Here is a 20,962-nt window from a genome sequence, read left to right as displayed (position 1 = left end):
CGCCGCGTCAGTGCTACTTCGTCGCGTACTCCCGCTGCGTCTGCTCGGTGATCCGCGGGTTGCTCCGCTTCAGCACCTGCCAGCCGACGGCCAGGCCGACGGCCCAGACGGCCGCCACGTACAGCGAGATCCGGCCCGCCTCGTCGAGCGCGACCATGCCGGTCACGCCGACGAGGAAGAGCAGGGCGACCCAGCTGAAGAGCGCGCCGCCCGGTGCAGGGAAGGACGAGGCGCGCAGCCGTCCGGCGTCCACCGCGGAGCGGTAGCGGATGTGGCTGACGAGGATCATCATCCAGGTCCAGATGCCGGCCGCGGTGGCAACAGACACGACGTATCCGAAGGCCTTCTCCGGAACGATGTAGTTGAGGACCACGCCGATGCCCATCAGGGTCACGGAGACGGCGATGCCGAGAGCCGGGGTGCGGCGGGCGTTGAGCTTGCCGAGGGCCTGGGGAGCCTCGCCGTTGGAGGCGAGGTCGCGCAGCATCCGGCCGGTGGAGTACATGCCGGAGTTGCAGGAGGACAGTGCCGCGGTGAGGACCACGAAGTTGACGATGCCCGCGGCGAGCGGGATGCCGATCTTCGCGAAGGCGTGCACGAAGGGGCTCTCGCCCGCGGAGAACTCCGTCCACTTGACGACGGAGAGGATCACGACCAGGGCGCCGACGTAGAAGATGATGATGCGCCAGGGCAGCGTGTTGATCGCCTTGGGCAGGGTCTTCTCGGGATTCTCGGACTCGCCGGCCGTGACACCGACGAGCTCCACGGCGAGGTAGGCGAACATGACGCCCTGGAGGGTCATCAGGCTCGAGCCGATGCCGTTGGGGAAGATCCCGTCGTAGGACCAGAGGTTGGAGACGGAGGCGGTGTCACCGGCGTCGGAGAAGCCGAGGGTGAGGACGCCGAGACCGATCACGATCATGCCGATGATCGCGGTGACCTTGATCATCGAGAACCAGAACTCGACCTCGCCGAAGATCTTCACCGAGATCAGGTTGACGCCGAAGAGCACCACCAGGAAGACCAGGGCGCTGACCCATTGCGGGATCTCGGGGAACCAGAAGTGTATGTAGATGGCCGCGGCGGTCAGCTCGGCCATGCCGGTGACGATCCACATCAGCCAGTACGTCCAGCCGGTGACGAAGCCGAAGAACGGGCCGAGGAACTCACGGGCGTATTCGGCGAAGGAACCGGAGACCGGACGATAGAGGAGCAGCTCTCCGAGCGCGCGCATGATGAAGAAGATGACGACGCCCGCGAGGGCGTACATCAGGATGATGCTGGGACCCGCCTTGGCGATGTTCGCGCCGGCCCCCATGAAGAGTCCGACGCCGATGGCTCCGCCGATGGCGATCATCTGGACCTGCCGGCTGCCGAGCCCGCGCTCGTAGCCTTCCTGCGAAGTGTTGCCCCCGGCCTCGTCGCCGGTGTGCTTGTCGACCTGCACCGAGGTCATGGTGATGCGCCCTTTCTCCATGCTGATCCGCCGCGACCGCTGCGCGGTAACGGATCAGGTCCTGATCCCCCCGGATGTGGATGGAGTGCTACCGGCGGTCTGCCGGTTCAAGCGCCCTCGGGGACAGGGGTGGCGTCCCCGGGCGGTCGTGAAGATCTATCACGGCCGCAACGGTGATCAACTGAGGCGAGAGTGACGCACCACACAGGAAGAAGGGGACAAAGGGCCCGCGAAACGGAAAAGTCCCGCAGCGCGGTGACATGATCGTTATCCGGATTTGAGCGTCCGTTGAGCGAACATTCGGCCAGGGCGTATGCCCCACCCCGGGACAAAGGGGTGCCAGAGGAGAGCGAACCCCTCAGGGCAACAGAACATCAGAGCGTAAGGAGCGTCAGGGTCAGGGCCGCAGCGTCTCGATGAGCGTCTCCTGAAGGGCTCCGAGCCAGAGGTAGGCCATCACCATGGGCTTGCGCGGGTCGGAGTCCGGCAGCCGGTACAGGTCCTCGTTGTCGTCCGCGTCGGTGACCTCGAGCCGGGTGCCGATGGTCAGGCGCAGGTCGTTGAGCGCGCCGAGCCAGTGCAGGCACTCCTCGGGGTCGAGCTCCAGCACGGCGCCGCCGTCGCCGGCGACGGTCAGCGAGTCCAGACTGCGGACCACCGCGAGGGCGTCGTCGCGCTTACGGGTGCGCAGGTCGTTCTCGGTGAAGCGCCGGAACTCGGCGGAGGCCGCGCGCCGCTCCTCGTCCTCGGAGCCGCCCTCGGGGTCGGCGTACGCCTCGGGGAACAGGCGCGCGAGAGCCGGGTCGGAGGGCGGCTCGCTCGGCCCCTCGGCGAACAGGGCGGCCAGCGGGTCCTCACCCTGGGCCGGCTCGTCACCGGGCCCGATGAGCTCCAGCATCTGCACGGCGAGGGAGCGCAGGATGGAGACCTCGACCTCGTCCAGCGCCACGGCGGCACCGCCGCCCTTCAGCGGCTCGAAGTGAGAGCTCATCAGCCACGGTCCTGGGTGAGCGTGGCCCAGAGTCCGTATCCGTGCATCGCCTGCACGTCCCGTTCCATCTCCTCGCGGCTGCCGCTGGAGACGACGGCGCGTCCCTTGTGATGGACGTCGAGCATCAACTTGTGCGCCTTGTCCTTGGAGTAGCCGAAGTATGCCTGGAAGACGTAGGTGACATAGCTCATCAGGTTGACCGGGTCGTTGTGCACCAGGGTCACCCAGGGCACATCGGGCTCGGGGACGGCCGCAGTCTCCTCGGCCGACTCGGTCTGCTCGATCTCCAGTGGCACAGTCACTCCACCCATGCTGCCACCTGAGCCCCCTCGTCGCACAAACGCCCCCACCCGGAATCGAGACATCTCGTCAGACTGACGAAATGTGCGCTAGCATCGTCGTCATGAACACTGCAGACCTTGGGCTGCCGGTGGACGTGCCGTCGACCGCGCTCTTCACCGATCAGTACGAGTTCACGATGCTCCAGGCGGCGCTCAAGGCCGGGACCGCCGAGCGGCGCTCGGTCTTCGAGGTCTTCACCCGCCGGCTGCCCGAGGGCCGCCGCTACGGGGTCGTCGCGGGCGTCGGCCGGGTGCTGGACGCCGTGGAGAACTTCCGGTTCGACGCGGGCGTGCTCGGCTTCCTGCGCGAGCAGCACATCATCGACGAACCCACCCTCCAATGGCTCGCCGACTACCGCTTCCGCGGCGACATCTGGGGCTACCCGGAGGGCGAGGTGTACTTCTCCGGCTCGCCGATCCTGCGCGTCGAGGGCTCCTTCGCCGAGTGCGTGCTCCTCGAAACCGTGATCCTTTCGATCCTCAACCACGACTCGGCGATCGCCGCCGCCGCCTCGCGTATGTCCACTGCCGCCGACGGGCGCGGCCTGATCGAGATGGGGGCCCGCCGCACGCACGAGCTGGCCGCCGTCGCCGCCGCCCGCGCCGCCTACGTCGGCGGCTTCGACTCCACCTCCGACCTGGCGGCCGGCTTCCGCTACGCCATCCCCACCGTCGGCACCAGTGCCCACGCCTTCACCCTGCTGCACGACAGCGAGCGCGACGCCTTCCGGGCGCAGGTCGACTCGCTGGGCCACGGTACGACCCTGCTGGTCGACACCTTCGACGTGGCCGAGGCCGTGCGCACGGCCCTCGACATCGCGGGCCCGGAGCTCGGAGCCGTACGGATCGACTCCGGCGACCTGCTGCTGGTCGCGCACCGGGTGCGCAAGCAGCTGGACGAGCTGGGCGCGGTGAACACCAGGATCGTGGTCACCTCCGACCTCGACGAATACGCCATCGCGTCGCTCGCCGCGGCTCCGGTGGACGCGTACGGCGTGGGCACCCGGCTGGTCACGGGCAGCGGGCACCCCACCTGCTCGATGGTCTACAAGCTGGTCGCGCGGGCCCGGTCGGCGGACCCCACGGCGCCGCTGGAGCCGGTGGCCAAGAAGTCGCTGGGCGGGAAGCTGTCGGTCGGCGGCCGCAAGTGGGCAGCGCGCCGGCTGGACGAGCACGGCGTCGCCGAGGCCGAGGTCGTCGGGGTCGGCGACGTACCGCCCGAGCTGGCCGACCGGCAGCTGCTGGTGCGGCTGGTCAGGGGCGGCGAGATCGTGGCCCGTGAGCCGCTCGACGCGGCGCGCGAGCGCCACATCGCGGCGCGCGGCGCGCTGCCGATGTCGGCGATCCAGCTCTCGCGCGGCGAGCCCGTGATCCCGACCGAGTACGTGGGGCCCGATACGGCCGCATACGCGTGACCCCACACGAAAGGGGAACGCCTGCGGAAGGGGATCGGGCCTGCGCTTTCCGCAGCCCCCTCCCGCAGGGCGTGCGAAGTCTCTACGCTCGGTAGTCGAGCCCTGAACAGTCGTCCGGCCCCGTCCGGCCGGGTCGGTCCGCCGGTCCCACGCCGACCCGTCGCCCCCTCCACCGAAGGACACCCGCCATGCACCGCGCCTTGATCGTCGTGGACGTTCAGAACGACTTCTGCGAGGGGGGCAGCCTCGCGGTGGCGGGAGGTGCCGACGTCGCGGCCGCCATCACCGAACTGATCGGTCAGGCCCAGCCGGGCTACCGTCATGTGGTGGCCACACGCGACCACCACATCGACCCGGGCGGCCACTTCTCCGACCACCCCGACTTCGTCGAGTCCTGGCCGCGGCACTGCGTCGCGGGCACGGAGGGTGTCGGATTCCATCCGAACTTCGCGCCGGCCGTCGCCTCCGGCGCCGTCGCCGCGGTCTTCGACAAGGGCGCGTACGCGGCGGCGTACAGCGGCTTCGAAGGCACCGACGAGAACGGCTCGACGCTGGCCGAGTGGCTGCGGGCCCGCGGCGTCACCGAGGTCGACGTGGTCGGCATCGCGACCGACCACTGCGTGCGTGCCACCGCGCTGGACGCGGCACGCGAGGGCTTCACGACCCGTGTGCTGCTGGATCTGACCGCGGGCGTCGCCAAGGGGACGACCGAGCGCGCTCTCGAGGAGCTGCGCGCGTCGGGTGTGGAGCTGAGCGGTAAGCCGGTGGTGGTCTGACGGGTCACCGGCCCGGCGCCACGACCGGCCGTGGTGCCCGGGAGGGCCCCGGCGTCGGTGGCGGCCGGCCGGTCAGGCGGTACGGGCGGATCCGAGCAGGGCCCGTATCGGGTGCCAGAGTTCCGGGGCCGTGCCCGGGTCCCCCCGCCACAGCAGGCCGTCCGGGTGGTGCAGCACGGCGGTGATCTCGTCCGGCGTGGGCGGCTCGGCGTTGCCCCGCAGGTAGACCGCGCGCAGCCCCAGATTGCGCAACCTGGTCAGCGCCCTGGCCCGGTTCGCGGCATGCACCAAGAACCTCACGGAGGTCCCGTCGCCGACCGGGCTGGGCAGGCTGAGCGCGACGACCACGCTGCCGCTGGGCAGCTTGCAGAAACCTCCGCCGGGCATGCGGAACCACTCCCCCGTGAGTCGCCGTCAATAAGAACTTCAACCCCCGCACCTAAACACGATCGGCCGCCGCCCGCTAGAGGGCGACGGCCGATAACGCTTTGACCTGCTGTTTTGAAAACTAATTGGTCGACGGACCCACCTGGAGCGTGATCGTCTGGCCGCTGCGCGGCTCCTTGACGATCGAGATCTTGGTGTTGGTGTCAGTTACCTGAACACCAGCCGTCGGGTTCTCGGCGTACCAGTAGACACCCTTGCGGTCGTCGAAGACCGAGACGCCCTGCTGCGAGCCGATCCGCTGCGCCACGTCCTGCTTGTGCAGGGTGAACGCGTCGGTCGGGTACAGGCTGAACGTCGAGTCGTACGACTGGATCCTGTTGCGCATCAGCGTGCCGTCGGCCCACTTCAGCGGCTTGGCGTGGGCGTCGATCGGAAGGAGGAGACCCTGTCCCGGGTGGGCGCTGGTGTTGTTGTCCTTCTGGGAGGTGTCCCACTGCCAGATCAGCAGGCCGTTCTGGTACGGGTAGTGCTCCACCCAGCCGTCCTTCGGCGCCTTGAAGCCGAAGTTGTACGGGCCGGCCTTGAGGGTCTTGTCGTACGAGACGTACTGGCGGTTCTCCGCGATGTAGTACTGCTCGTACTCCTTGGTGAAGCCCTCAGCGATGCGGGAGAAGCCCGTCGCGGTCCAGCCCGCGGCCTCGCTCTCGGCGTTGTCCGAGAACAGCGGGGCGCCGTCGGCGTTGATCACGAGGGAGTCGGCGGTGAAGCCCTTGCCCGCCACGCCGCCGTCCGTCTGGTAGCGGAAGCGGACGTCGACCTTCTTGCCCGCGTAGGCGTCCAGCGCGTAGACGACCTTCTTGTGCCCGCCGGAGACACCGGTCAGCGCCGGCTTGTCACCCGCGTCGCGGGTGATGGCCTTGCCGTCGGCGGTGCCGTCCACCGGCGTCCAGTTGGCGCCGCCGTCCGTCGACACCTCGGCGTAGAGGTAGTCGTAGTCGGCCTCGATGTCCCACCAGCCGGTGAGATCCAGGGAAGCCTTGGACTTGCCGGTCAGGTCGACCGTGCGGGTCAGGGTGTTCTTGAGGTCGTCACCCATGCCGCTCCACCACTGCATGGAGCCCTCGGCGGGCTTCACGACAGTCGTGGTGACCTTCTTCTTCGGCAGCTCGACGAGAAGCGCCTGCGGGTTCTTGGTGTTGTACTCCGCCACGCCCAGCTTGTGGGTGGATTTCGTCGCCGCCTTGGCCTTGGTGTAGTTGAGCCAGCCCAGCTGCAGCTTGTCCCAGGCGGTCATGTCGCCGGGGAGGTCGCCGATGGAGTCCTTGCCGGTGCCGAGCCAGGAGCCGCCCGACATCAGGGTCCAGTAGCCGGTCGAGTTCTCGCCCTTGCCCGAGGTGTCGTAGTGATCGGGCAGACCGAGGTCGTGGCCGTACTCGTGGGCGAAGACGCCGAGGCCGCCGTTCTCGGGCTGCACGGTGTAGTCGCCGACCCAGATGCCGGTGTCGCCGATCTGGGCACCGCCGGCCTTGTTGTTCGACGGGCCGGTCCTGCCCGCGTCGGTGCCGTAGGCGTACCAGCGGTGGGCCCACAGGGCGTCACCGCCCTGGGCGCCGCCACCGGCGGACTCGTCCTCGCCCGCGTGCACGATCTGGAAGTGGTCGATGTAGCCGTCGGCCTCGTTGAAGTTGCCGTCGGCGTCGAAGTCGTAGCGGTCCCACTGGTCGTACTCGGCCAGCTGCGCCTTGATCTCGGCGTCGCTGATGCCCTTGGCCTTCTGGTCGGCCGCCCAGGCGTTCACACCGTCGCGGACCGTGTCCCAGACGTTGGCGCAGTTGGACTGGCCGCAGTAGTTGGAGCCGTAACGGGCCTCGTTGTACTCGACCTTGACCCAGTCGGAGACCATGCCGTCGACCGAGTAGCGGCCGGAGGAGGTCTTCTCGTAGTAGGTCTTCAGCGACTCCTTCCTCCGGCCGTCCTCGTCCTTGCCGGTGCCGAAGTACAGGTCCTCGAAGTGCTGCTGGTTGTAGTCCGCCTGCCAGGCGGTCGAGTTGTCGTTCGACCGGTCGGGCTCGGCGATCCGGTTGTGCAGCGGGCCGGGCGTTCCGCCGTACTTCTTGACCGGGGGCTTGGGCCCGTCCGCGCCGTCCGGGTCGAACATCGTCGTGTCGTCGACCTTGTCGCCGAACTCCACCAGGATGGTGAAGATCTTGTCGGTCTTCTCCCGGGCGAGCTCGACGTACTTCTTGTCGTCGAGCTTGACGACCTTGGAACCACCGCGGGTCTGCACGATGGCGTCGCCGGATATCAGCTGCTCCATGGCAGCCGCGCGCTGCGCCTCCTGCTGCTTGCTGAAGGGGCCTTCGAGGTCGTGGTCGACATGGTCCTTGTGAGGCGCCGGGTCGTGCCGCTCGATGGCCGCCGGGTCCGACGACTTCTGGTTGTCGGCCTGGGCAAAGGTGAACGCCGAGGCCGTCGCGGTCGTCGCGGCGAGAGCCACGACAACCGCGGACGCTCTGAACGTCCGTCGCGTGCTGGTCACTTGATGGTGTCCTCCCCCGCGTTCCGTCGCCGCTGCGGACCGGAGTGTGGGGTTGTCCGCGCGCACGGTATACGCGTCTCAAGTGACGACATTCGACCGGAGTTGAAGAAGAAAAGACAGTCCTTGACTTGGGCAAGTCAACTGCACTATGCAGGAGCGGAGTTCCGGAATCCGGACGATGCCGAATCCGGACGAGAAGGGCGGAATTCCGGCCAAGCGGCCGAGGGAATGACTCCGTGCGCCCCCCATGCACCGGCACCATGGGTTAGGTCACGCTTACTGCCGGTTCCTCGCGGGCATGGAGACTCGTAGAGTCTTGGGGCAGTGTGACCACTGGCCCAGGCCTTCCCCGCCCATGTCCCGAGGACGGATACCGTGATGCCGCGTCCGACTGCCGCACAGTACGCCTACGGTTCGGCCACCGTCGTCTTCTCGACCGTCGCCCTGCTGCTGCTGACCCGCACGACGGCCGGCATCGCCATCACCGCGATCGGTGTCCTCTGCCTGGCTCTCGGCCTCGCGGTCGCGCTCGCCCTGCCCGTGCGCCGCTCCACCTCCCACGGACAGCACCCCGCCCGCGAGGCGGACCCCGTCGCGGCCGACCATGCGTCAATGCCCGTCACTTCGGCGGCGGCCCACGACGGTCTCACCACCCGGGTGCCGGCGCCCCGCGCCGAGGCAGGAGTCGCCGGGCCCTCCCTACGCCGCTGAGACGACGACGGTCTTTCCCGCCTTGTCGTGCAGGCCCTGCTTGTAGGGCTTGTCGGTCAGCACGGTGATGAGGATGACCAGCCACCAGATGCAGTAGCAGCACACCAGCGCGGGCACCCACAGCACGACGGCACGCATCAGCGCGGAACTCGTGTCGGGCGTCCGGCCGTCGTTGAGCATCGCGACCCGCAGCTTCATCAGCCGCTTGCCGACGGTCTGACCGTTCCTCTTCGTCATGATCGTGTCGTAACCGATGTACGCGACCAGGGAGATGAGCGTCACCAGCCACTGCCGGCCCGTGTTCACCTGGTCGGTGAAGTCCTCCCAGTCGTTGCCGTCCGTGGTCATGTCCCAGCCGCCGATCAGCAGCGAGATCCCCGCGAGAGGGATCGCGATGATCAGGATGTCGACCAGCCGTGCGACGAACCGCTTGCCGAACTCGGCCAGCGGCGGCATTCCGGCGAGCGGATCGGCACCGCCGTAAGCACCCCCGAAGGCATTCGGACCGTACGGAGGAGGCGTGCCGCCGCCGTACGGTCCGCCCGGCGCGCCGGCGCCGCCGCCGGGGGTGTCGTAGGGGGAACCGCCACCGGGCGGCGGACCGCCCGGCCCACCTGGTTCGCCCGGCCCACCTGGCCCGCCGTACGGAGAACCGGGCGGCGGCCCCTGCCCCGCGCCGCCGCCGTCTCCGCCGGGCGTGGGTTCCTGGGGCCGCTTGCGGAACGGGTCGTCATCGGGCGGCGGACCGGGTGGCGGCTGATCGTTGCTCATGGGGGCAGTGCATACCGCCGCAAAGGGGCCCGCAACGGCTCGCGCGCGTTCGGGGGAACGCGCGCGAGCCGGAGTACGGCGGGGGTCAGCCGGTCACGAACGTGTGTGCCGCCTTGTCGTGCCAGCACTGCCGCCACGGGCGGTCGAACAGGCACCACAGCACATTGAGCACACCGACGACGAGGAGGCCCAGCACGCTGTAGACCAGCCAGCGGCGCAGCGCGGCGCCGAACGCCGGCGGTTCGTGCGACTCGATGTCGAGCACCTTCACACCGCACAGCTTCTTGCCCGCCGTGCGGCCCCACTTGGCCGTCGGCAGGGCCTCGTACAGCACGCCGAGGACGAGGAGCGCGCCGAGGACGATGCCGAGCTGGCCCGCGGTGGTGCCGTCGATCAGCCAGACCGTCACCGTTTCGCCGGACAGCTTCGCCGCCTCGATCTTGTCGTTGACGTGGGCGACCGCACTGGTGACCACCGGGACGGCGACGGCGCCGACGAGCGCGCCGAGCACCAGGGTGTCGACGAGCCGGGCGGCGAGCCGCCTGCCGAGGGAGGCAGGGCGGGCGTTCGCCTGGGCCTGGGCAGCAGCCAGGAACGGGTCGGCGACCGGGGGCTTCCACGGCAGGACCGGCTGCTCGCCGGCGGTGGAGGCCGGGCCGGACTGGGCGAGCTGGTGCACCTGCTGCGCCCAGGACGCGGCGCCGCCGCCGGGGCCGTCGGTGACGGGCGTCTGCGGCGCGGCGCTCCGGGCAGCTGGTGCCTGCGGCTGCGTCGACTGCTGCTGCGGCAACTGCTGCTGCATCGACTGCTGCTGCGGCAACTGCTGCTGCATCGACTGCTGCTGGGGCAACTGCTGCCGCGGGGCAGGCGACGGGGCCGGGGGCTGCGGCCGGGACTGCGTGGGAACGGTCGACTGCGGCTGCTTCGGGGGTGCGGCGGCGTCGGCTCCGAGCGCGCGGACCGTCATGGTGCCGTCGGGCTGCTCCCCGGCTGCAGCGCCGCCGGGGCGCTGCGCACGCATCGCGACCGTGTGATCGGCCGGCGGGCGGCCCGCCGGACCGTCACCGCCCGACGGGGCACCGGACTCGCCGCCACCGGCGCCGGGGCGCAGGGCCCGGATGGCGACCGTGCCGTCGGTGAGGGGTCCGTCCGCGGCGGACGGCGCGACCGGGCGGACGTCGCCGGGGGCGTCGCCGCGGCCGGTGCCGCTCCGCTGGGCGACCGAGCGCATGCCGGGCAGCCGGCCGCCGCTCGGGTCGACCGAGCCCTCGGGCTCGGCGGGCCGTCGCGGGTCGGCGGGCCGTCGCGGGTCGGCGCCGGCGTCGGGGCGGTCGACGGTACGCGGGTCCTGGGCGCCGCCCCAGGAGACGCGGCTGTCCAGGTCACCGCCGAAGCCCGACTGGCGGGAGGTGTCGGCGTGCCAGGCGGTCGCGGGCTCGGGGCGCGACGGTGCGGCGTCGGGCTCTTCGTCGAGGAAGACCGGCCCGGTCTCCTCCACTGCCGCCGGAGCGGGCGCGGGGGCGGGCGCAGCAGGGGCCGGAACGGAGGCCGCCGCCGCGGGCGGCGTGGGCATCTCCTCGTCCGGCTGGGGGGCCGGCCTGCTCGTACCGGGCACCCAGGCGGCGCCGTTCCAGTACCGGACATATCCGGGAATGGAGGGGTCCGGGTAGTAGCCGGGGGCGGGGCTGCTGTCGCCGGTGGCCGGGGTTGGGGCGCTCATCACCGTGGTCCCGTATCTCTTCGAGGCCTCAATTCAAGGCTCCACATCTATCAGACCCTCGTGCACACCTGGGCCGGTCCTTCGGTAACGACTCCTTTCCGGTGAGGGTACGATCACGGAAAGTTATTGTCGAAAGTCGCGTAAGAGCCGTGGGGGAAGCCGCTCTCTTCCTGTGAGGCCCGCTCCGGGCGGGCCCGTCGCAGCAGCGAAGAGATGAGGAACACGACGATGAAGAACACCGTGGTGGAGCGCGAGCTGGAGCTGAAGCTGATGCTGTCGTCGGAGCGCAGCATCCCCGTGCCGGCCCGGCTGACGTACCGGACCGACGACCCCTACGCCGTGCACATCACCTTTCACATCGGCTCGGACCACCCCGTCGACTGGACGTTCGCCCGCGAGCTGCTCGTCGAGGGTGTGCTCCGGTCGTGCGGCAGCGGGGACGTGCGGGTGTGGCCGTCGAGGTCCGGGGGCCGCAGCGTCATCATGATGGCGCTGAGTTCACCCGAGGGTGACGCCTTGCTGGAGGCGTCATCCGCGGCGGTGTACGCCTGGCTCGAGCGGACGCTGCGTGTGGTCCCGCCCGGCACCGAGACGGAGCAGCTCGGCATCGACGACGGCCTGGCCGAACTGCTCGCGCCCACCAGGACCGAGGACGCGTGACGGAGGAGGGTGAGGGCTCAGAACAGCTTGCCGGGGTTGAGAATCCCGAGCGGGTCGAAGGTCCGGCGGATACCGCGCTGCAACTCAAGTCCCACCGGCCCCAGTTCGCGTGCCAGCCAGTCCTTCTTCAGCACGCCGACGCCGTGTTCGCCGGTGATCGTGCCGCCCAGCTCCAGACCGAGCGCCATGATCTCGTCGAACGACTCGCGGGCCCGCCGCGACTCGTCGGGGTCGAGGTGGTCGAAGCAGACGACGGGATGGGTGTTGCCGTCGCCGGCGTGCGCACAGACGCCGATGGTGAGGTCGTACTTGTCGGCGATCGCGGCCGTCCCGTCGATCATCTCGCCCAGCCGGGAGCGCGGTACGCACACGTCGTCGATCATCGTCGCCGACTTGACGGTCTCCAGCGCCGTCAGGGACAACCGGCGGGCATGGAGCAGCAGTTCGGACTCGGCGGCGGTGTCGGCGGGCACGACCTCGCTCGCGCCAGCGGCCTCGCAGAGCGCTGCGACAGCAGTGAGGTCGGCGGCCGGATCGGCGGTGTCGAAGGCACATAGGAGCAGCGCCTCGGTGGTCTCCGGAAGACCCATGTTCGCCAGTTTGTTGACCGCCCGGACAGTGGTGCGGTCCATGATCTCCAGCAGCGACGGTGTGTGGCCGCGACCCATGATCGCGCAGACGGCGTCGCAGGCACTCGTCGCGGAGGGGAACTCGGCGGCCAGCACGAGCTGGGCGGGCGGCTGCGGCTTGAGCGCCAGGACCGCTTCGACAACGATGCCGAGGCTGCCCTCGGAGCCGACGAACAGCCGGGTGAGGTCGTAGCCCGCGACGCCCTTGGCGGTGCGCCGGCCCGTGGTCAGCAGCCTGCCGTCGGCGAGGACGACCTTCAGGCCCAGCACGTATTCGGCGGTCACCCCGTACTTGACGCAGCACAGGCCGCCGGACGCGGTGCCGATGTTGCCGCCGATGGTGCACATCTCCCAGCTGGAGGGGTCCGGCGGGTAGTACAGACCGTGCTCGTTCACCGCCCGGGACAGCACCGCGTTGACGACGCCGGGCTCGACGACGGCGATCCGGTCGACCGGGTTGATCTCCAGGATCCGGTCCATCCTGGTCAGCGACAGCACGATGCAGCCGTCCGAGGCGTTGGCCGCGCCCGACAGCCCCGTGCGGGCACCCTGCGGGACCACCGGCACGCGCAGTGCGGTCGCGGTCCTCATCACATGCTGGACCTGCTCGGCGGTGCGGGGCAGGACCACGACGGCGGGACGGCCCGCGTCGCAGAAGCTCGCCATGTCGCGTCCGTACGAGGCGGTCACGTCCGGGTCGGTGATCAGGGCCTCGGCCGGCAGGCCGGTACGCAGCCGTTCCAGGAGATCGTCCATGATCCCAGCGTCGCACCAGGGGCCATCGGTGTGAACCCGTCCGCCTTCCGCTTCACACAGCAGAGTGTGTTCTTCGTATGGGCTGTCCGCTGACGCACAGTGAGCGCCATGAAGAGCGAAACCGTGAAGAACGCCGCTGTCAGCACGCTGGTCGGCGCGACGCTGGTCACCTGCGTGATCCTGCTCGCGCCCGGATGGGAGGATGAGGCGAGTCCGCGTCCCGCGGCCCGCGCGATGGCCGCCGCGGGGGCGGGCGCGCCGGCCGCCCCCGCGGATCTGAAGGCGCTGATCGAGGACCGTGAGGCGTGGTTGCGCGACCATTCGCGTGACGCCGAGTCATGGGCGGTGCTCGGCGCGGCTTACGTCGAGCGGGGCACGCGAACGGCTCGGCCCGCTGACTTCCCGAAGGCGGAGCGTGCGCTGAGACGCTCGCTGGCCCTCGGTGCGGCCCGGGACGGGGACGTCCGCGCGCTGGTGGGGATGGCGGCACTGGCCAACGCCCGACACGACCATGTCGCCGCGAGCATCTGGGGCGAGCGCGCGCGCAGACAGCAACCCAAGGCGTGGACTCTTTACCCGGTCCTGGCCGACGCCTACAACGGGCTCGGGAACCACAAGCTCGCCGCCCAGGCGACGGACATGCTGCAGAAGCTGCACTCGGGTCCCCAGGTGCGGGGCCGTGAGGCGCAGCTCTACCGGGACAAGGGGCATCGCGAGGACGCGGCGGCCCTCGCGTACGACGCGACGGTGACAGCGAGCACGTCCCCCGAGAAGGCCGCCGGGCTGCTCCGCCAGGGCGACCTGGCCTGGGAACGGGGCGAGGCCGCGGAGGCCGTGGGCCACTACGACGCGGCGCTGGAGGAGGACCCGGAGGCCCACCGGGCGCTGGCCGGCCGGGCCCGTGCCCTGGTGGCGCTGGGCCCTGTGGACGCGGCGCAGCGCGACTACGAGGAGGCACTGGAGAAGGCACCGCAGCCGGAGTACGCCCTGGAGGCGGGCGAGCTGGCCGAGTCCCTCGGCCAGGACGAGGATGCCGCGACCCAGTACGCCCGCGTGCGGACGCTGGTCGAGGAGGCGCGTGCCCACGGGGTCGACAACGATCTGGTGCTGGCGCGGTACGAGGCGGACCACGGCGACCCGGCGACGGCGGTACGCCTGCTCCAGGGCGAATGGCGGCGCGGCCACCGCAGCGTGTACGTCGCGGACGCGATGGGCTGGGCGCTGTACCGTGTCGGCCGGGCTGAGGACGCGCTGCCGTTCGCGAAGCTCGCCACCGGGCAGGGGCTGCGGAGCGCGCTGTTCGCGTACCACCGGGGCCAGATCGAGCGGGAGCTCGGCGAGTACGGGCCGGCGCGGCGGCACATCGAGGAGGCGCTGCAGACGAACCCTCAGTTCTCGCCACTGCTCGCACCGCTGGCCCGCGAGGCCCTGGACACACTGGGCGAACCGCCGCCGGGCGGCCCGGTGGACATGGACGGGGACGGCCCGGACGCGACGGAGGAGGCGTCGGCGGCCGACGAGGCGGAGCCGTCGTCCGACGGGGTGGAGGGGGAGGCCGACGGGGTGGAGGGGGAGGCCGACGGGGTGGAGGGGGAGTCCGCTGAGACGGAGGCGGAGGACGCCGAGGCGGAGGCGTCGGCTTCACCCGCCGCTTCTGCCTCAGCTCCTGCCGCGCCAGGGGCGGTGTCGGTGGAGCCGACGGCGCAGGCAGCCGGGAGGAGCTGATTTCCCGCACCCCGCCCTCCCCCTACGGCCTGGCGGCCGTGGGAGTGCCCCGCCCCGAAAACGGGGGCTCCGCCCCTCCCCCGGGTGTGGCCTACGGCCGTGGGACCCGGACGGGGTGGGTCACCGCTGCACGGCGACCCATCCCGTCATCGAATCCGGCCCAACCGGGCCACTGCGCCCGGCCGGCCGCCTCCAGCCCCGCCCGCGAATGAGACACACGGCTCGGGCGAACCCCGACCAGGCCCGGCGCACACCGAACCCCACCGCACCCCAGGCACAACGGCACAGCAACGCCAGCCCCGAAAACCAGCCCCGCCCGCGAATGAGACACACGGCTCGGGCGGAGCCCCGGCCAGGCCCGGCGCACACCGAGCCCCGCCGCGACCGACGCGCAACGGCGCGGGGGCAGCGCCCCCGGACGCGGCACGGGGTCGGGCCCTACAGGTTGCCGCGCTTCGCCTGTTCGCGTTCGATCGCCTCGAAGAGCGCCTTGAAGTTGCCCTTGCCGAAGCCCATCGAGCCGTGCCGTTCGATCATCTCGAAGAAGACGGTCGGGCGGTCCTGGACCGGCTTGGTGAAGATCTGCAGCAGGTAACCGTCCTCGTCGCGGTCGACGAGGATCTTCAGCTCGCGCAGCGTCTCTACCGGCACCCGGGTCTCGCCGGCCCACTCGCCGAGGGTGTCGTAGTACGAGTCGGGGGTGTCGAGGAACTGGACACCGGCGGCCCGCATGGTGCGCACGGTGGCGACGATGTCGTTCGTGGCGAGCGCGATGTGCTGTACACCCGCGCCGCCGTAGAACTCCAGGTACTCGTCGATCTGCGACTTCTTCTTCGCGATCGCCGGCTCGTTGATCGGGAACTTCACCTTCAGCGTGCCGTCGGCGACGACCTTCGACATCAGGGCGGAGTACTCGGTGGCGATGTCGTCGCCCACGAACTCCTTCATGTTGGTGAAGCCCATGACCTTGTTGTAGAAGCCGACCCACTCGTTCATCCGGCCGAGCTCGACGTTGCCCACGCAGTGGTCGATGGCCTGGAACGTGCGCTTGGCCGGCGGCTCGACGATCGGGGCGGCGGCGACGAAACCGGGCAGGTACGGGCCGTCGTAGCCGCTGCGTTCGACGAGCGTGTGGCGGGTGCTGCCGTACGTGGCGATGGAGGCGAGCACGACGGTGCCGTTCTCGTCCTTGACCTCGTGCGGCTCGACGATGCCGGTGGCACCGTGCTCGACGGCGTACGCGTAGGCGGCGCGGGCGTCGGGCACCTCGATGGCGAGGTCGACGACACCGTCGCCGTGGGCGGCGACGTGGTCCGCGAGGAAGCGGCCCCAGTCGGTGGACGCCTTGATCACCGAGGTGAGGACGAAGCGGGCGGCGCCGTTCGTGAGGACGTAACTCGCGGTCTCGCGACTGCCGTTCTCCGGTCCGGAGTAGGCGACGAGCTTCATGCCGAAGGCCGTGGAGTAGTAGTGCGCGGCCTGCTTGGCGTTGCCGACGGCGAAGACGACCGCGTCCATTCCCTTCACCGGGAAGGGGTCGGCCTCACGCGCGGTGTCCGGGGTGTGATGCGTGGTCTCAGTCATGGCAGCAGGCTCCCCCTGCTCCGCAAGGTGCGCAATAGTTGGCTTGTCAGCTGGACAATGTGTTTAGTCGAACCGGCAAGTCGCCGGACGTTGTGTACAGGATGACCATTGCGGAGGGACCATGGCGATCGATCATCTGGACGGGCGGCTCATCGTGCTGCTCGCCCGCCAACCGCGGATAGGGGTACTGGAGGCGTCCCGGCGGCTGGGGGTCGCGCGCGGCACCGTGCAGGCACGCATGGACCGGCTCCAGGCGAACGGCGTGATCAGGGGCTTCGGGCCGGACGTCGATCCGGCGGCGCTGGGCTACCCGGTGACCGCGTTCGCAACGCTGGAGATCAAGCAGGGACAGGGCTCCGACGTACGTGCGCACCTGGCGACGGTGCCGGAGGTGCTGGAGTTGCACACGACCACGGGCCACGGCGACATGCTCTGCCGGCTCGTCGCGCGTTCCAACGCCGATCTGCAGCGGGTGATCGACCTGGTCGTCGGCTTCGAAGGGATCGTGCGGGCATCGACGGCGATCGTGATGGAGAACCCGGTGCCGCTGCGGATCATTCCGCTGGTGGAGCAGGCGGCAAAGGACTCGACGGCCGACCGCTGAGCGAGGCGGGACGCGCAGACCGCCGCACCAGGACACCGCCGCAAAGAAGGTTGTGCAAAAAGCCGTTGCAAAGAATCCTTTGCAACACTACCTTTGCGTCATGGCCGAGGACGAGACGCCGAAGGTTCGCACGCTCGACCCGCACTCGCTGCGCGGTCTGGCCCATCCCCTGCGCATGCGCCTTTTGTCGGTACTGCGGCACGACGGGCCGGCCACGGCGTCCGGGCTGGCGGAGAAACTGGGCGAGTCGAGCGGCGCCACCAGCTACCACCTGCGCCAGCTCGCCGCCCACGGCTTCGTCGAGGACGACCCCGAGCGCGGCAAGGGCCGGGAGCGGTGGTGGAAGGCGTCGGCGCATGGCACGCGCTTCGACGACACCCTGCTCAGCAACCCGGACCCGGCGGTGCGCGGCGCCGCCGACCTCTTCATCCACGAGATCGCGACCATACACACCCAGGAGGTCGCGACCTGGCTCGGCACCAGGGGCGACTGGCCCGAGGAGTGGCGACGCAGCGCCGACCTCAGCGACTTCACGCTGCGGCTGACCGCCGCGCAGACCTGCGAACTCAGGGACAAGCTCCACGAGCTCATCGAGAGCTACCGGAACCTCGCGCCCGACCCCGGCACCGAGGGCGTCGCCCAGGTCCGTCTGCACACGCACGCATTCCCGCGCATCACCGACTGAGGGGACACGGACATGCACGCCGACATACACCTGCGGCTGCACGAACTGCGCGCCGACGAGCTGCGCGCGGAAGCCGCCGACCATGTGCCGCGCGAACGGCTGCGTACGCAACTGGGCTGGACCTTAGTCGAATTGGGCCTGCGCCTGCTGGAGCAGCCGCATCGCGGACCGGACCGGCGCACGATCCGTACGGCATGAGCGGGCAGGGGGACCGAAAGCCGCGGCCCGCGTCGGCAGCCGCCGACCACTCGCCGCCGTTCTTGCGGCCAACGCGGTGTCCATCAGCGGCAATTCGCTCACGCTCATCGGCGTCCCGTGGTTCGCCCTGGAGACCACGGGCAGTCCCGCGAAGGCCGGTCTTGTCGCCTTCTGCGCGACCCTGCCGGTGGTGGTCTCGGCGATCACCGGCGGCCCGGTCATCGACCGCATCGGCCGCCGCCGCGTCAGCGTCGTCACCGACCTGGTCTGCGCCGCCTCCCTCGCCGCGATCCCGCTCCTGCACCATGCGGGCGCGCTGCGGTTTTGGATGCTGTGCGCGCTGGTGGCCGTCACGGGCCTGTTCCACGCACCCGGCGAGACCGCGCGCCACATCCTGGTGCCCGACCTCGCCGAGCGGGCCGGTACGAGTCTGGCCCGCGCCGCGAGCCTGTTCGACGCGGTCTCGCGCGGCGCGCGCATGGCCGGGGCGGCGCTGGCCGGCGTACTGATCGCGCTGGTCGGCGCGGAAGCCGTCCTGCCCGTGGACGCGGCCACGTTCTGCGGCTCGGCACTGCTGGTCTCCGTCGGCCTGCGCGGCCTGCGCGCCGCCGAGCCCGAGCGGGACGTGCCCCGCATCTCCCTCGCCGCCTATCGGGGCGAACTGCGGGAGGGGTACGCCTTCCTGCTGCGCAGCAGGCTGCTGCTCGGCGCCGTTTTGATGGTGATGCTCACCAATGGCCTCGACCAGGGCTGGAGTTCGGTCCTGCTGCCCGTGCACGCACGCGAGAACCTGGGCGGCGCACGCGACCTCGGCCTGCTCGTCGCCGTCTTCGGCGGCTGCGCGCTGCTCGGCGCACTGCTGTACGCGGCGGTCGGACACCGCTTCCCCCGGCGGGTGCTGTTCACGGTCGCGTTCATACTGTGCGGGCTGCCGCGGTTCGTGGTGGCCGCGCTGGTGGACGGGACCGCGCCGCTCGTCGGCACGATGGCGGTCGGCGGGCTGGGGGCGGGCATGCTCAACCCGATCCTGACGACCATGATGTACGAGCGCATCCCGGACGGGCTGCGCAGCCGCGTCGCGAGCACGACGACGGCCGGGGTGCTGATGACGACACCGCTCGGCGGCCTGGCGGCGGGCTACCTGATCGAGCGGTCGGGCCTCGTGGCGACGCTGCTGGTGCTGGGCGGGCTGTATTTCCTGGCGACACTGGCACCGGCGGTGTTCCCGTCCTGGCGGGAACTGAACGCGGGCGCTGACGGGTCGCAGGGGTTGCGTACGGACTCGGACGGACCGCCCGGAGAGGTGAACGGCACCGGGCCGGGAAACGTGAACGACACCGGGCCTGCAAACGGGCCGGGAAACGTGAACCACACCGGGCCTGCAAACGGGCCGGGAAACGTGAACCACACCGGGAACGGCGCCGGGCAGGACGCCGTCGGTGTCAGCAGGCCGGGACCTTCCCGCCCCGCTCCAGCGCCCGCAGTGAATCGACCGCGCCCTTGAGCGTGGTGACCGGAATCAGCCGCAACCCGGCAGGCAGTTCCGCCTCGGCCTCCGCGCACTCGTCCTTCGGGACCAGGAACACCGTCGCGCCGTCCCGCTTGGCCGCCAGGGTCTTCAGCGCCACGCCCCCGACCGGGCCCACCTTGCCGTCGGCGCTGATCGTGCCCGTACCGGCGATGTCACGACCGCCGGTGAGGTCGCCGCCCGTGCCGTCGCCGTCGAGCTTGTCGACGATGCCCAGGGAGAACAGGAGGCCGGCACTGGGCCCGCCGACGTCGGCCAGGTGCAGCGAGACCTTCACCTTCGCGGGGTCCACGCCGAGATGGTCGAGGGCGGCGCGGGTGGCGACGTCCTGCGACCGCTCCATGTCGCGGACGTTGTGCCGCTCGATCTCCTTGTCGGACTTGCCGGCCGGGTAGACGGCGTCGCGGGGCAGCACCGCGCGGTCCGTACGGAACCACCCGTCGACGACATCACCGAGGTCGACCTCGGCGGACGGTCCGCTCGCCACGATCGTCGTCATGCGCAGCGAGCCCTCCGTCCTGCGCGTCGGAGCCCCGGAGATCGTGATGATCTGCCGCCCCTGGTCCTTGCCGAGCACGTCCGCGGTCATCCCCGGCTGCGCGACGACGTACGGCAGCGGCGCGAGTCCGGCGACGGCGAGCAGCGCGACGACGGGCAGGGCACACAGGGCGAGGGCGCGGGGGCGCGTGAGACTGGAGAGCACGGGTGCCAATCTATCCGCCCGCGCCTGCCGTGCCCCGGGGGGCGTGATCCCCCGGCGCCGACCGGTCAGCGCAGGCGTCAGCGCAGGGCGTCAGCGACCTCGCGAGCCGCGTCCAGTACGCGCGGGCCGACCCGCTCCGGAACCGCGTCCGCCAGCATGACGACACCGACGCTGCCCTCTATCCCGGTCACGCCCACGAGCGCCGCGGCCGCGCCGCACGCGCCCGCCTCCAGCTCGCCGTGCGTGAGGGTGTAGCCGGGCTCCGCGGGCGGGTTCTGGCGCGCGGCGAGGATCGCCTTGCCGGCAGCCCCCCGGTCCAGCGGGTGCCGGAAGCCCGCCCGGTAGGCGACGTGGTAGTCGGTCCAGGTCGGTTCGACGACGGCGACCGCGAGGGCCTCCGCGCCGTCGACCAGGGTGAGATGAGCCGTCGCCCCTATGTCCTCGGCGAGCGAGCGCAGGGCCGGCATGGCCGCTTCCCGTACAAGGGGGTGCACCTGCCGGCCGAGCCGGAGCACACCGAGGCCGACCCTGGCCCGGCCGCCGAGGTCACGTCGGACCAGGGCGTGCTGCTCGAGGGTGGCGAGCAGACGGTAGACGACGGTGCGGTTGACGCCGAGTTTGTTGGACAACTCGGTGACGGTCAGCCCGTGGTCGGTATCGGCGAGCAGCTTGAGGACACGTAGTCCCCTGTCGAGCGTCTGGGAGGTTTCCGCGGTCACGACGCCCTCTCCTTCGGAGTGAGTGACGGCGGTCCTCGTAGAGATGTCGCGACACCGGTCCCAT

General features: G+C 70.6%; 20 protein-coding genes. 9 read left to right on the top strand and 11 right to left on the bottom strand.

Annotated elements, in window-relative coordinates; translation table 11 throughout:
- Positions 1 to 13 precede the first annotated feature (13 nt).
- The 3 genes from ACH5AF_RS00450 to clpS form a co-directional block, all read right to left on the bottom strand.
- Positions 14 to 1,456: an amino acid permease gene (locus ACH5AF_RS00450; protein ID WP_398899064.1), complete on the bottom strand. Its 1,443-nt coding sequence runs from the start codon at positions 1,454 to 1,456 to the stop codon at positions 14 to 16.
- Between the two features lie 397 nt (positions 1,457 to 1,853).
- Positions 1,854 to 2,447, bottom strand: a complete 594-nt coding sequence (locus tag ACH5AF_RS00445; protein WP_398899063.1) for a DUF2017 domain-containing protein — start codon at positions 2,445 to 2,447, stop codon at positions 1,854 to 1,856.
- Positions 2,447 to 2,758, bottom strand: a complete 312-nt coding sequence (gene clpS, locus ACH5AF_RS00440; RefSeq protein WP_215181899.1) for an ATP-dependent Clp protease adapter ClpS — start codon at positions 2,756 to 2,758, stop codon at positions 2,447 to 2,449. The genes ACH5AF_RS00445 and clpS overlap by 1 nt, the downstream gene beginning before the upstream one ends.
- Positions 2,759 to 2,850: 92 nt before the next feature.
- On the opposite strand from clpS, the gene ACH5AF_RS00435 reads away from it, so the two are divergent.
- Together ACH5AF_RS00435 and ACH5AF_RS00430 are read left to right on the top strand one after the other, a co-directional pair.
- Positions 2,851 to 4,203 carry a nicotinate phosphoribosyltransferase gene (locus ACH5AF_RS00435; protein WP_398899062.1) on the top strand — a complete coding sequence of 451 codons (1,353 nt, stop codon included), beginning with the start codon at positions 2,851 to 2,853 and terminating at the stop codon, positions 4,201 to 4,203.
- 188 nt (positions 4,204 to 4,391) lie between these two features.
- On the top strand, positions 4,392 to 4,979 hold the full coding sequence (locus ACH5AF_RS00430; protein ID WP_398899061.1) for an isochorismatase family protein: 588 nt from the start codon (positions 4,392 to 4,394) through the stop codon (positions 4,977 to 4,979).
- 72 nt (positions 4,980 to 5,051) lie between these two features.
- Here ACH5AF_RS00430 and ACH5AF_RS00425 read toward each other — a convergent pair whose 3' ends face one another.
- Together ACH5AF_RS00425 and ACH5AF_RS00420 are read right to left on the bottom strand one after the other, a co-directional pair.
- Positions 5,052 to 5,366 carry a hypothetical protein gene (locus ACH5AF_RS00425; protein ID WP_398899060.1) on the bottom strand — a complete coding sequence of 105 codons (315 nt, stop codon included), beginning with the start codon at positions 5,364 to 5,366 and terminating at the stop codon, positions 5,052 to 5,054.
- Positions 5,367 to 5,487: 121 nt separating this feature from the next.
- Complete coding sequence (locus ACH5AF_RS00420; protein ID WP_398899059.1) at positions 5,488 to 7,905, bottom strand: immune inhibitor A domain-containing protein; 2,418 nt, start codon at positions 7,903 to 7,905, stop codon at positions 5,488 to 5,490.
- A 378-nt stretch (positions 7,906 to 8,283) separates the two neighbouring features.
- Between ACH5AF_RS00420 and ACH5AF_RS00415 the strand changes: the two genes are divergently transcribed.
- On the top strand, positions 8,284 to 8,616 hold the full coding sequence (locus ACH5AF_RS00415) for a hypothetical protein (protein ID WP_398899058.1): 333 nt from the start codon (positions 8,284 to 8,286) through the stop codon (positions 8,614 to 8,616).
- Here the strand turns inward: ACH5AF_RS00415 and ACH5AF_RS00410 are convergent.
- Positions 8,605 to 9,387, bottom strand: coding sequence for an RDD family protein (locus ACH5AF_RS00410; protein WP_398899057.1), 783 nt, complete (start codon positions 9,385 to 9,387; stop codon positions 8,605 to 8,607). The two genes, ACH5AF_RS00415 and ACH5AF_RS00410, sit on opposite strands and share 12 nt — an antisense overlap.
- An 85-nt stretch (positions 9,388 to 9,472) precedes the next feature.
- On the bottom strand, positions 9,473 to 11,107 hold the full coding sequence (locus tag ACH5AF_RS00405; protein WP_398899056.1) for an RDD family protein: 1,635 nt from the start codon (positions 11,105 to 11,107) through the stop codon (positions 9,473 to 9,475).
- A gap of 228 nt (positions 11,108 to 11,335) precedes the next feature.
- On the opposite strand from ACH5AF_RS00405, the gene ACH5AF_RS00400 reads away from it, so the two are divergent.
- The gene (locus ACH5AF_RS00400; protein ID WP_398899055.1) at positions 11,336 to 11,767 is read left to right on the top strand and encodes an SsgA family sporulation/cell division regulator; all 432 of its coding nucleotides are present in this window, start codon (positions 11,336 to 11,338) and stop codon (positions 11,765 to 11,767) included.
- A gap of 17 nt (positions 11,768 to 11,784) precedes the next feature.
- Here the strand turns inward: ACH5AF_RS00400 and ACH5AF_RS00395 are convergent, their stop codons facing one another.
- A complete protein-coding gene (locus ACH5AF_RS00395; protein ID WP_398899054.1) occupies positions 11,785 to 13,152 on the bottom strand; it encodes an FAD-binding oxidoreductase in 1,368 nt (455 codons plus the stop codon).
- Between the two features lie 108 nt (positions 13,153 to 13,260).
- Here ACH5AF_RS00395 and ACH5AF_RS00390 point away from each other — a divergent pair, with 108 nt between their 5' ends.
- Positions 13,261 to 14,877 (top strand): tetratricopeptide repeat protein, encoded by a 1,617-nt coding sequence (locus ACH5AF_RS00390; protein WP_398899053.1) that lies wholly within the window; start codon positions 13,261 to 13,263, stop codon positions 14,875 to 14,877.
- Positions 14,878 to 15,315: 438 nt separating this feature from the next.
- On the opposite strand, the gene hppD is transcribed toward ACH5AF_RS00390, so the two are convergent.
- Complete coding sequence (hppD, locus tag ACH5AF_RS00385) at positions 15,316 to 16,461, bottom strand: 4-hydroxyphenylpyruvate dioxygenase (protein ID WP_398899052.1); 1,146 nt, start codon at positions 16,459 to 16,461, stop codon at positions 15,316 to 15,318.
- A 121-nt stretch (positions 16,462 to 16,582) separates the two neighbouring features.
- Between hppD and ACH5AF_RS00380 the strand changes: the two genes are divergently transcribed.
- From ACH5AF_RS00380 to ACH5AF_RS00365, 4 genes are all read left to right on the top strand, one after another.
- Positions 16,583 to 17,065 carry an Lrp/AsnC family transcriptional regulator gene (locus ACH5AF_RS00380; protein WP_398899051.1) on the top strand — a complete coding sequence of 161 codons (483 nt, stop codon included), beginning with the start codon at positions 16,583 to 16,585 and terminating at the stop codon, positions 17,063 to 17,065.
- A 100-nt stretch (positions 17,066 to 17,165) separates the two neighbouring features.
- Positions 17,166 to 17,750: an ArsR/SmtB family transcription factor gene (locus ACH5AF_RS00375; RefSeq protein WP_398899050.1), complete on the top strand. Its 585-nt coding sequence runs from the start codon at positions 17,166 to 17,168 to the stop codon at positions 17,748 to 17,750.
- A gap of 12 nt (positions 17,751 to 17,762) precedes the next feature.
- A complete protein-coding gene (locus tag ACH5AF_RS00370) occupies positions 17,763 to 17,948 on the top strand; it encodes a hypothetical protein (RefSeq protein WP_398899049.1) in 186 nt (61 codons plus the stop codon).
- A gap of 76 nt (positions 17,949 to 18,024) precedes the next feature.
- The gene (locus tag ACH5AF_RS00365; RefSeq protein ID WP_398899048.1) at positions 18,025 to 19,452 is read left to right on the top strand and encodes an MFS transporter; all 1,428 of its coding nucleotides are present in this window, start codon (positions 18,025 to 18,027) and stop codon (positions 19,450 to 19,452) included.
- On the opposite strand, the gene ACH5AF_RS00360 is transcribed toward ACH5AF_RS00365, so the two are convergent.
- Positions 19,391 to 20,179 carry a S16 family serine protease gene (locus ACH5AF_RS00360; protein ID WP_398899047.1) on the bottom strand — a complete coding sequence of 263 codons (789 nt, stop codon included), beginning with the start codon at positions 20,177 to 20,179 and terminating at the stop codon, positions 19,391 to 19,393. The genes ACH5AF_RS00365 and ACH5AF_RS00360 overlap by 62 nt on opposite strands.
- A 77-nt stretch (positions 20,180 to 20,256) precedes the next feature.
- Positions 20,257 to 20,898: an IclR family transcriptional regulator gene (locus ACH5AF_RS00355; protein ID WP_398899046.1), complete on the bottom strand. Its 642-nt coding sequence runs from the start codon at positions 20,896 to 20,898 to the stop codon at positions 20,257 to 20,259.
- Positions 20,899 to 20,962 lie beyond the last annotated feature (64 nt).

This window comes from Streptomyces sp. NPDC018833, assembly GCF_044390825.1.
In the GTDB taxonomy this organism is placed as follows: domain Bacteria; phylum Actinomycetota; class Actinomycetes; order Streptomycetales; family Streptomycetaceae; genus Streptomyces.
The sequence above is the reverse complement of the archived record's forward strand: the minus strand, read 5'-3'. Positions and strand labels throughout refer to the sequence as shown.

What these genes read in the sequence shown, in the direction of transcription:
- ACH5AF_RS00375 (WP_398899050.1), top strand. Translation starts at nt 17,166, where the DNA reads ATGGCCGAGGACGAGACGCCGAAGGTTCGCACGCTCGACCCGCACTCG.
- ACH5AF_RS00415 (WP_398899058.1), top strand. Translation starts at nt 8,284, where the DNA reads ATGCCGCGTCCGACTGCCGCACAGTACGCCTACGGTTCGGCCACCGTC.
- ACH5AF_RS00445 (WP_398899063.1), bottom strand. Translation starts at nt 2,447, where the DNA reads ATGAGCTCTCACTTCGAGCCGCTGAAGGGCGGCGGTGCCGCCGTGGCG.
- ACH5AF_RS00390 (WP_398899053.1), top strand. Translation starts at nt 13,261, where the DNA reads ATGAAGAGCGAAACCGTGAAGAACGCCGCTGTCAGCACGCTGGTCGGC.
- ACH5AF_RS00370 (WP_398899049.1), top strand. Translation starts at nt 17,763, where the DNA reads ATGCACGCCGACATACACCTGCGGCTGCACGAACTGCGCGCCGACGAG.
- ACH5AF_RS00400 (WP_398899055.1), top strand. Translation starts at nt 11,336, where the DNA reads ATGAAGAACACCGTGGTGGAGCGCGAGCTGGAGCTGAAGCTGATGCTG.
- ACH5AF_RS00450 (WP_398899064.1), bottom strand. Translation starts at nt 1,456, where the DNA reads ATGACCTCGGTGCAGGTCGACAAGCACACCGGCGACGAGGCCGGGGGC.
- clpS (WP_215181899.1), bottom strand. Translation starts at nt 2,758, where the DNA reads ATGGGTGGAGTGACTGTGCCACTGGAGATCGAGCAGACCGAGTCGGCC.
- ACH5AF_RS00430 (WP_398899061.1), top strand. Translation starts at nt 4,392, where the DNA reads ATGCACCGCGCCTTGATCGTCGTGGACGTTCAGAACGACTTCTGCGAG.
- ACH5AF_RS00380 (WP_398899051.1), top strand. Translation starts at nt 16,583, where the DNA reads ATGGCGATCGATCATCTGGACGGGCGGCTCATCGTGCTGCTCGCCCGC.
- ACH5AF_RS00395 (WP_398899054.1), bottom strand. Translation starts at nt 13,152, where the DNA reads ATGGACGATCTCCTGGAACGGCTGCGTACCGGCCTGCCGGCCGAGGCC.
- hppD (WP_398899052.1), bottom strand. Translation starts at nt 16,461, where the DNA reads ATGACTGAGACCACGCATCACACCCCGGACACCGCGCGTGAGGCCGAC.
- ACH5AF_RS00435 (WP_398899062.1), top strand. Translation starts at nt 2,851, where the DNA reads ATGAACACTGCAGACCTTGGGCTGCCGGTGGACGTGCCGTCGACCGCG.
- ACH5AF_RS00410 (WP_398899057.1), bottom strand. Translation starts at nt 9,387, where the DNA reads ATGAGCAACGATCAGCCGCCACCCGGTCCGCCGCCCGATGACGACCCG.
- ACH5AF_RS00425 (WP_398899060.1), bottom strand. Translation starts at nt 5,366, where the DNA reads ATGCCCGGCGGAGGTTTCTGCAAGCTGCCCAGCGGCAGCGTGGTCGTC.
- ACH5AF_RS00405 (WP_398899056.1), bottom strand. Translation starts at nt 11,107, where the DNA reads ATGAGCGCCCCAACCCCGGCCACCGGCGACAGCAGCCCCGCCCCCGGC.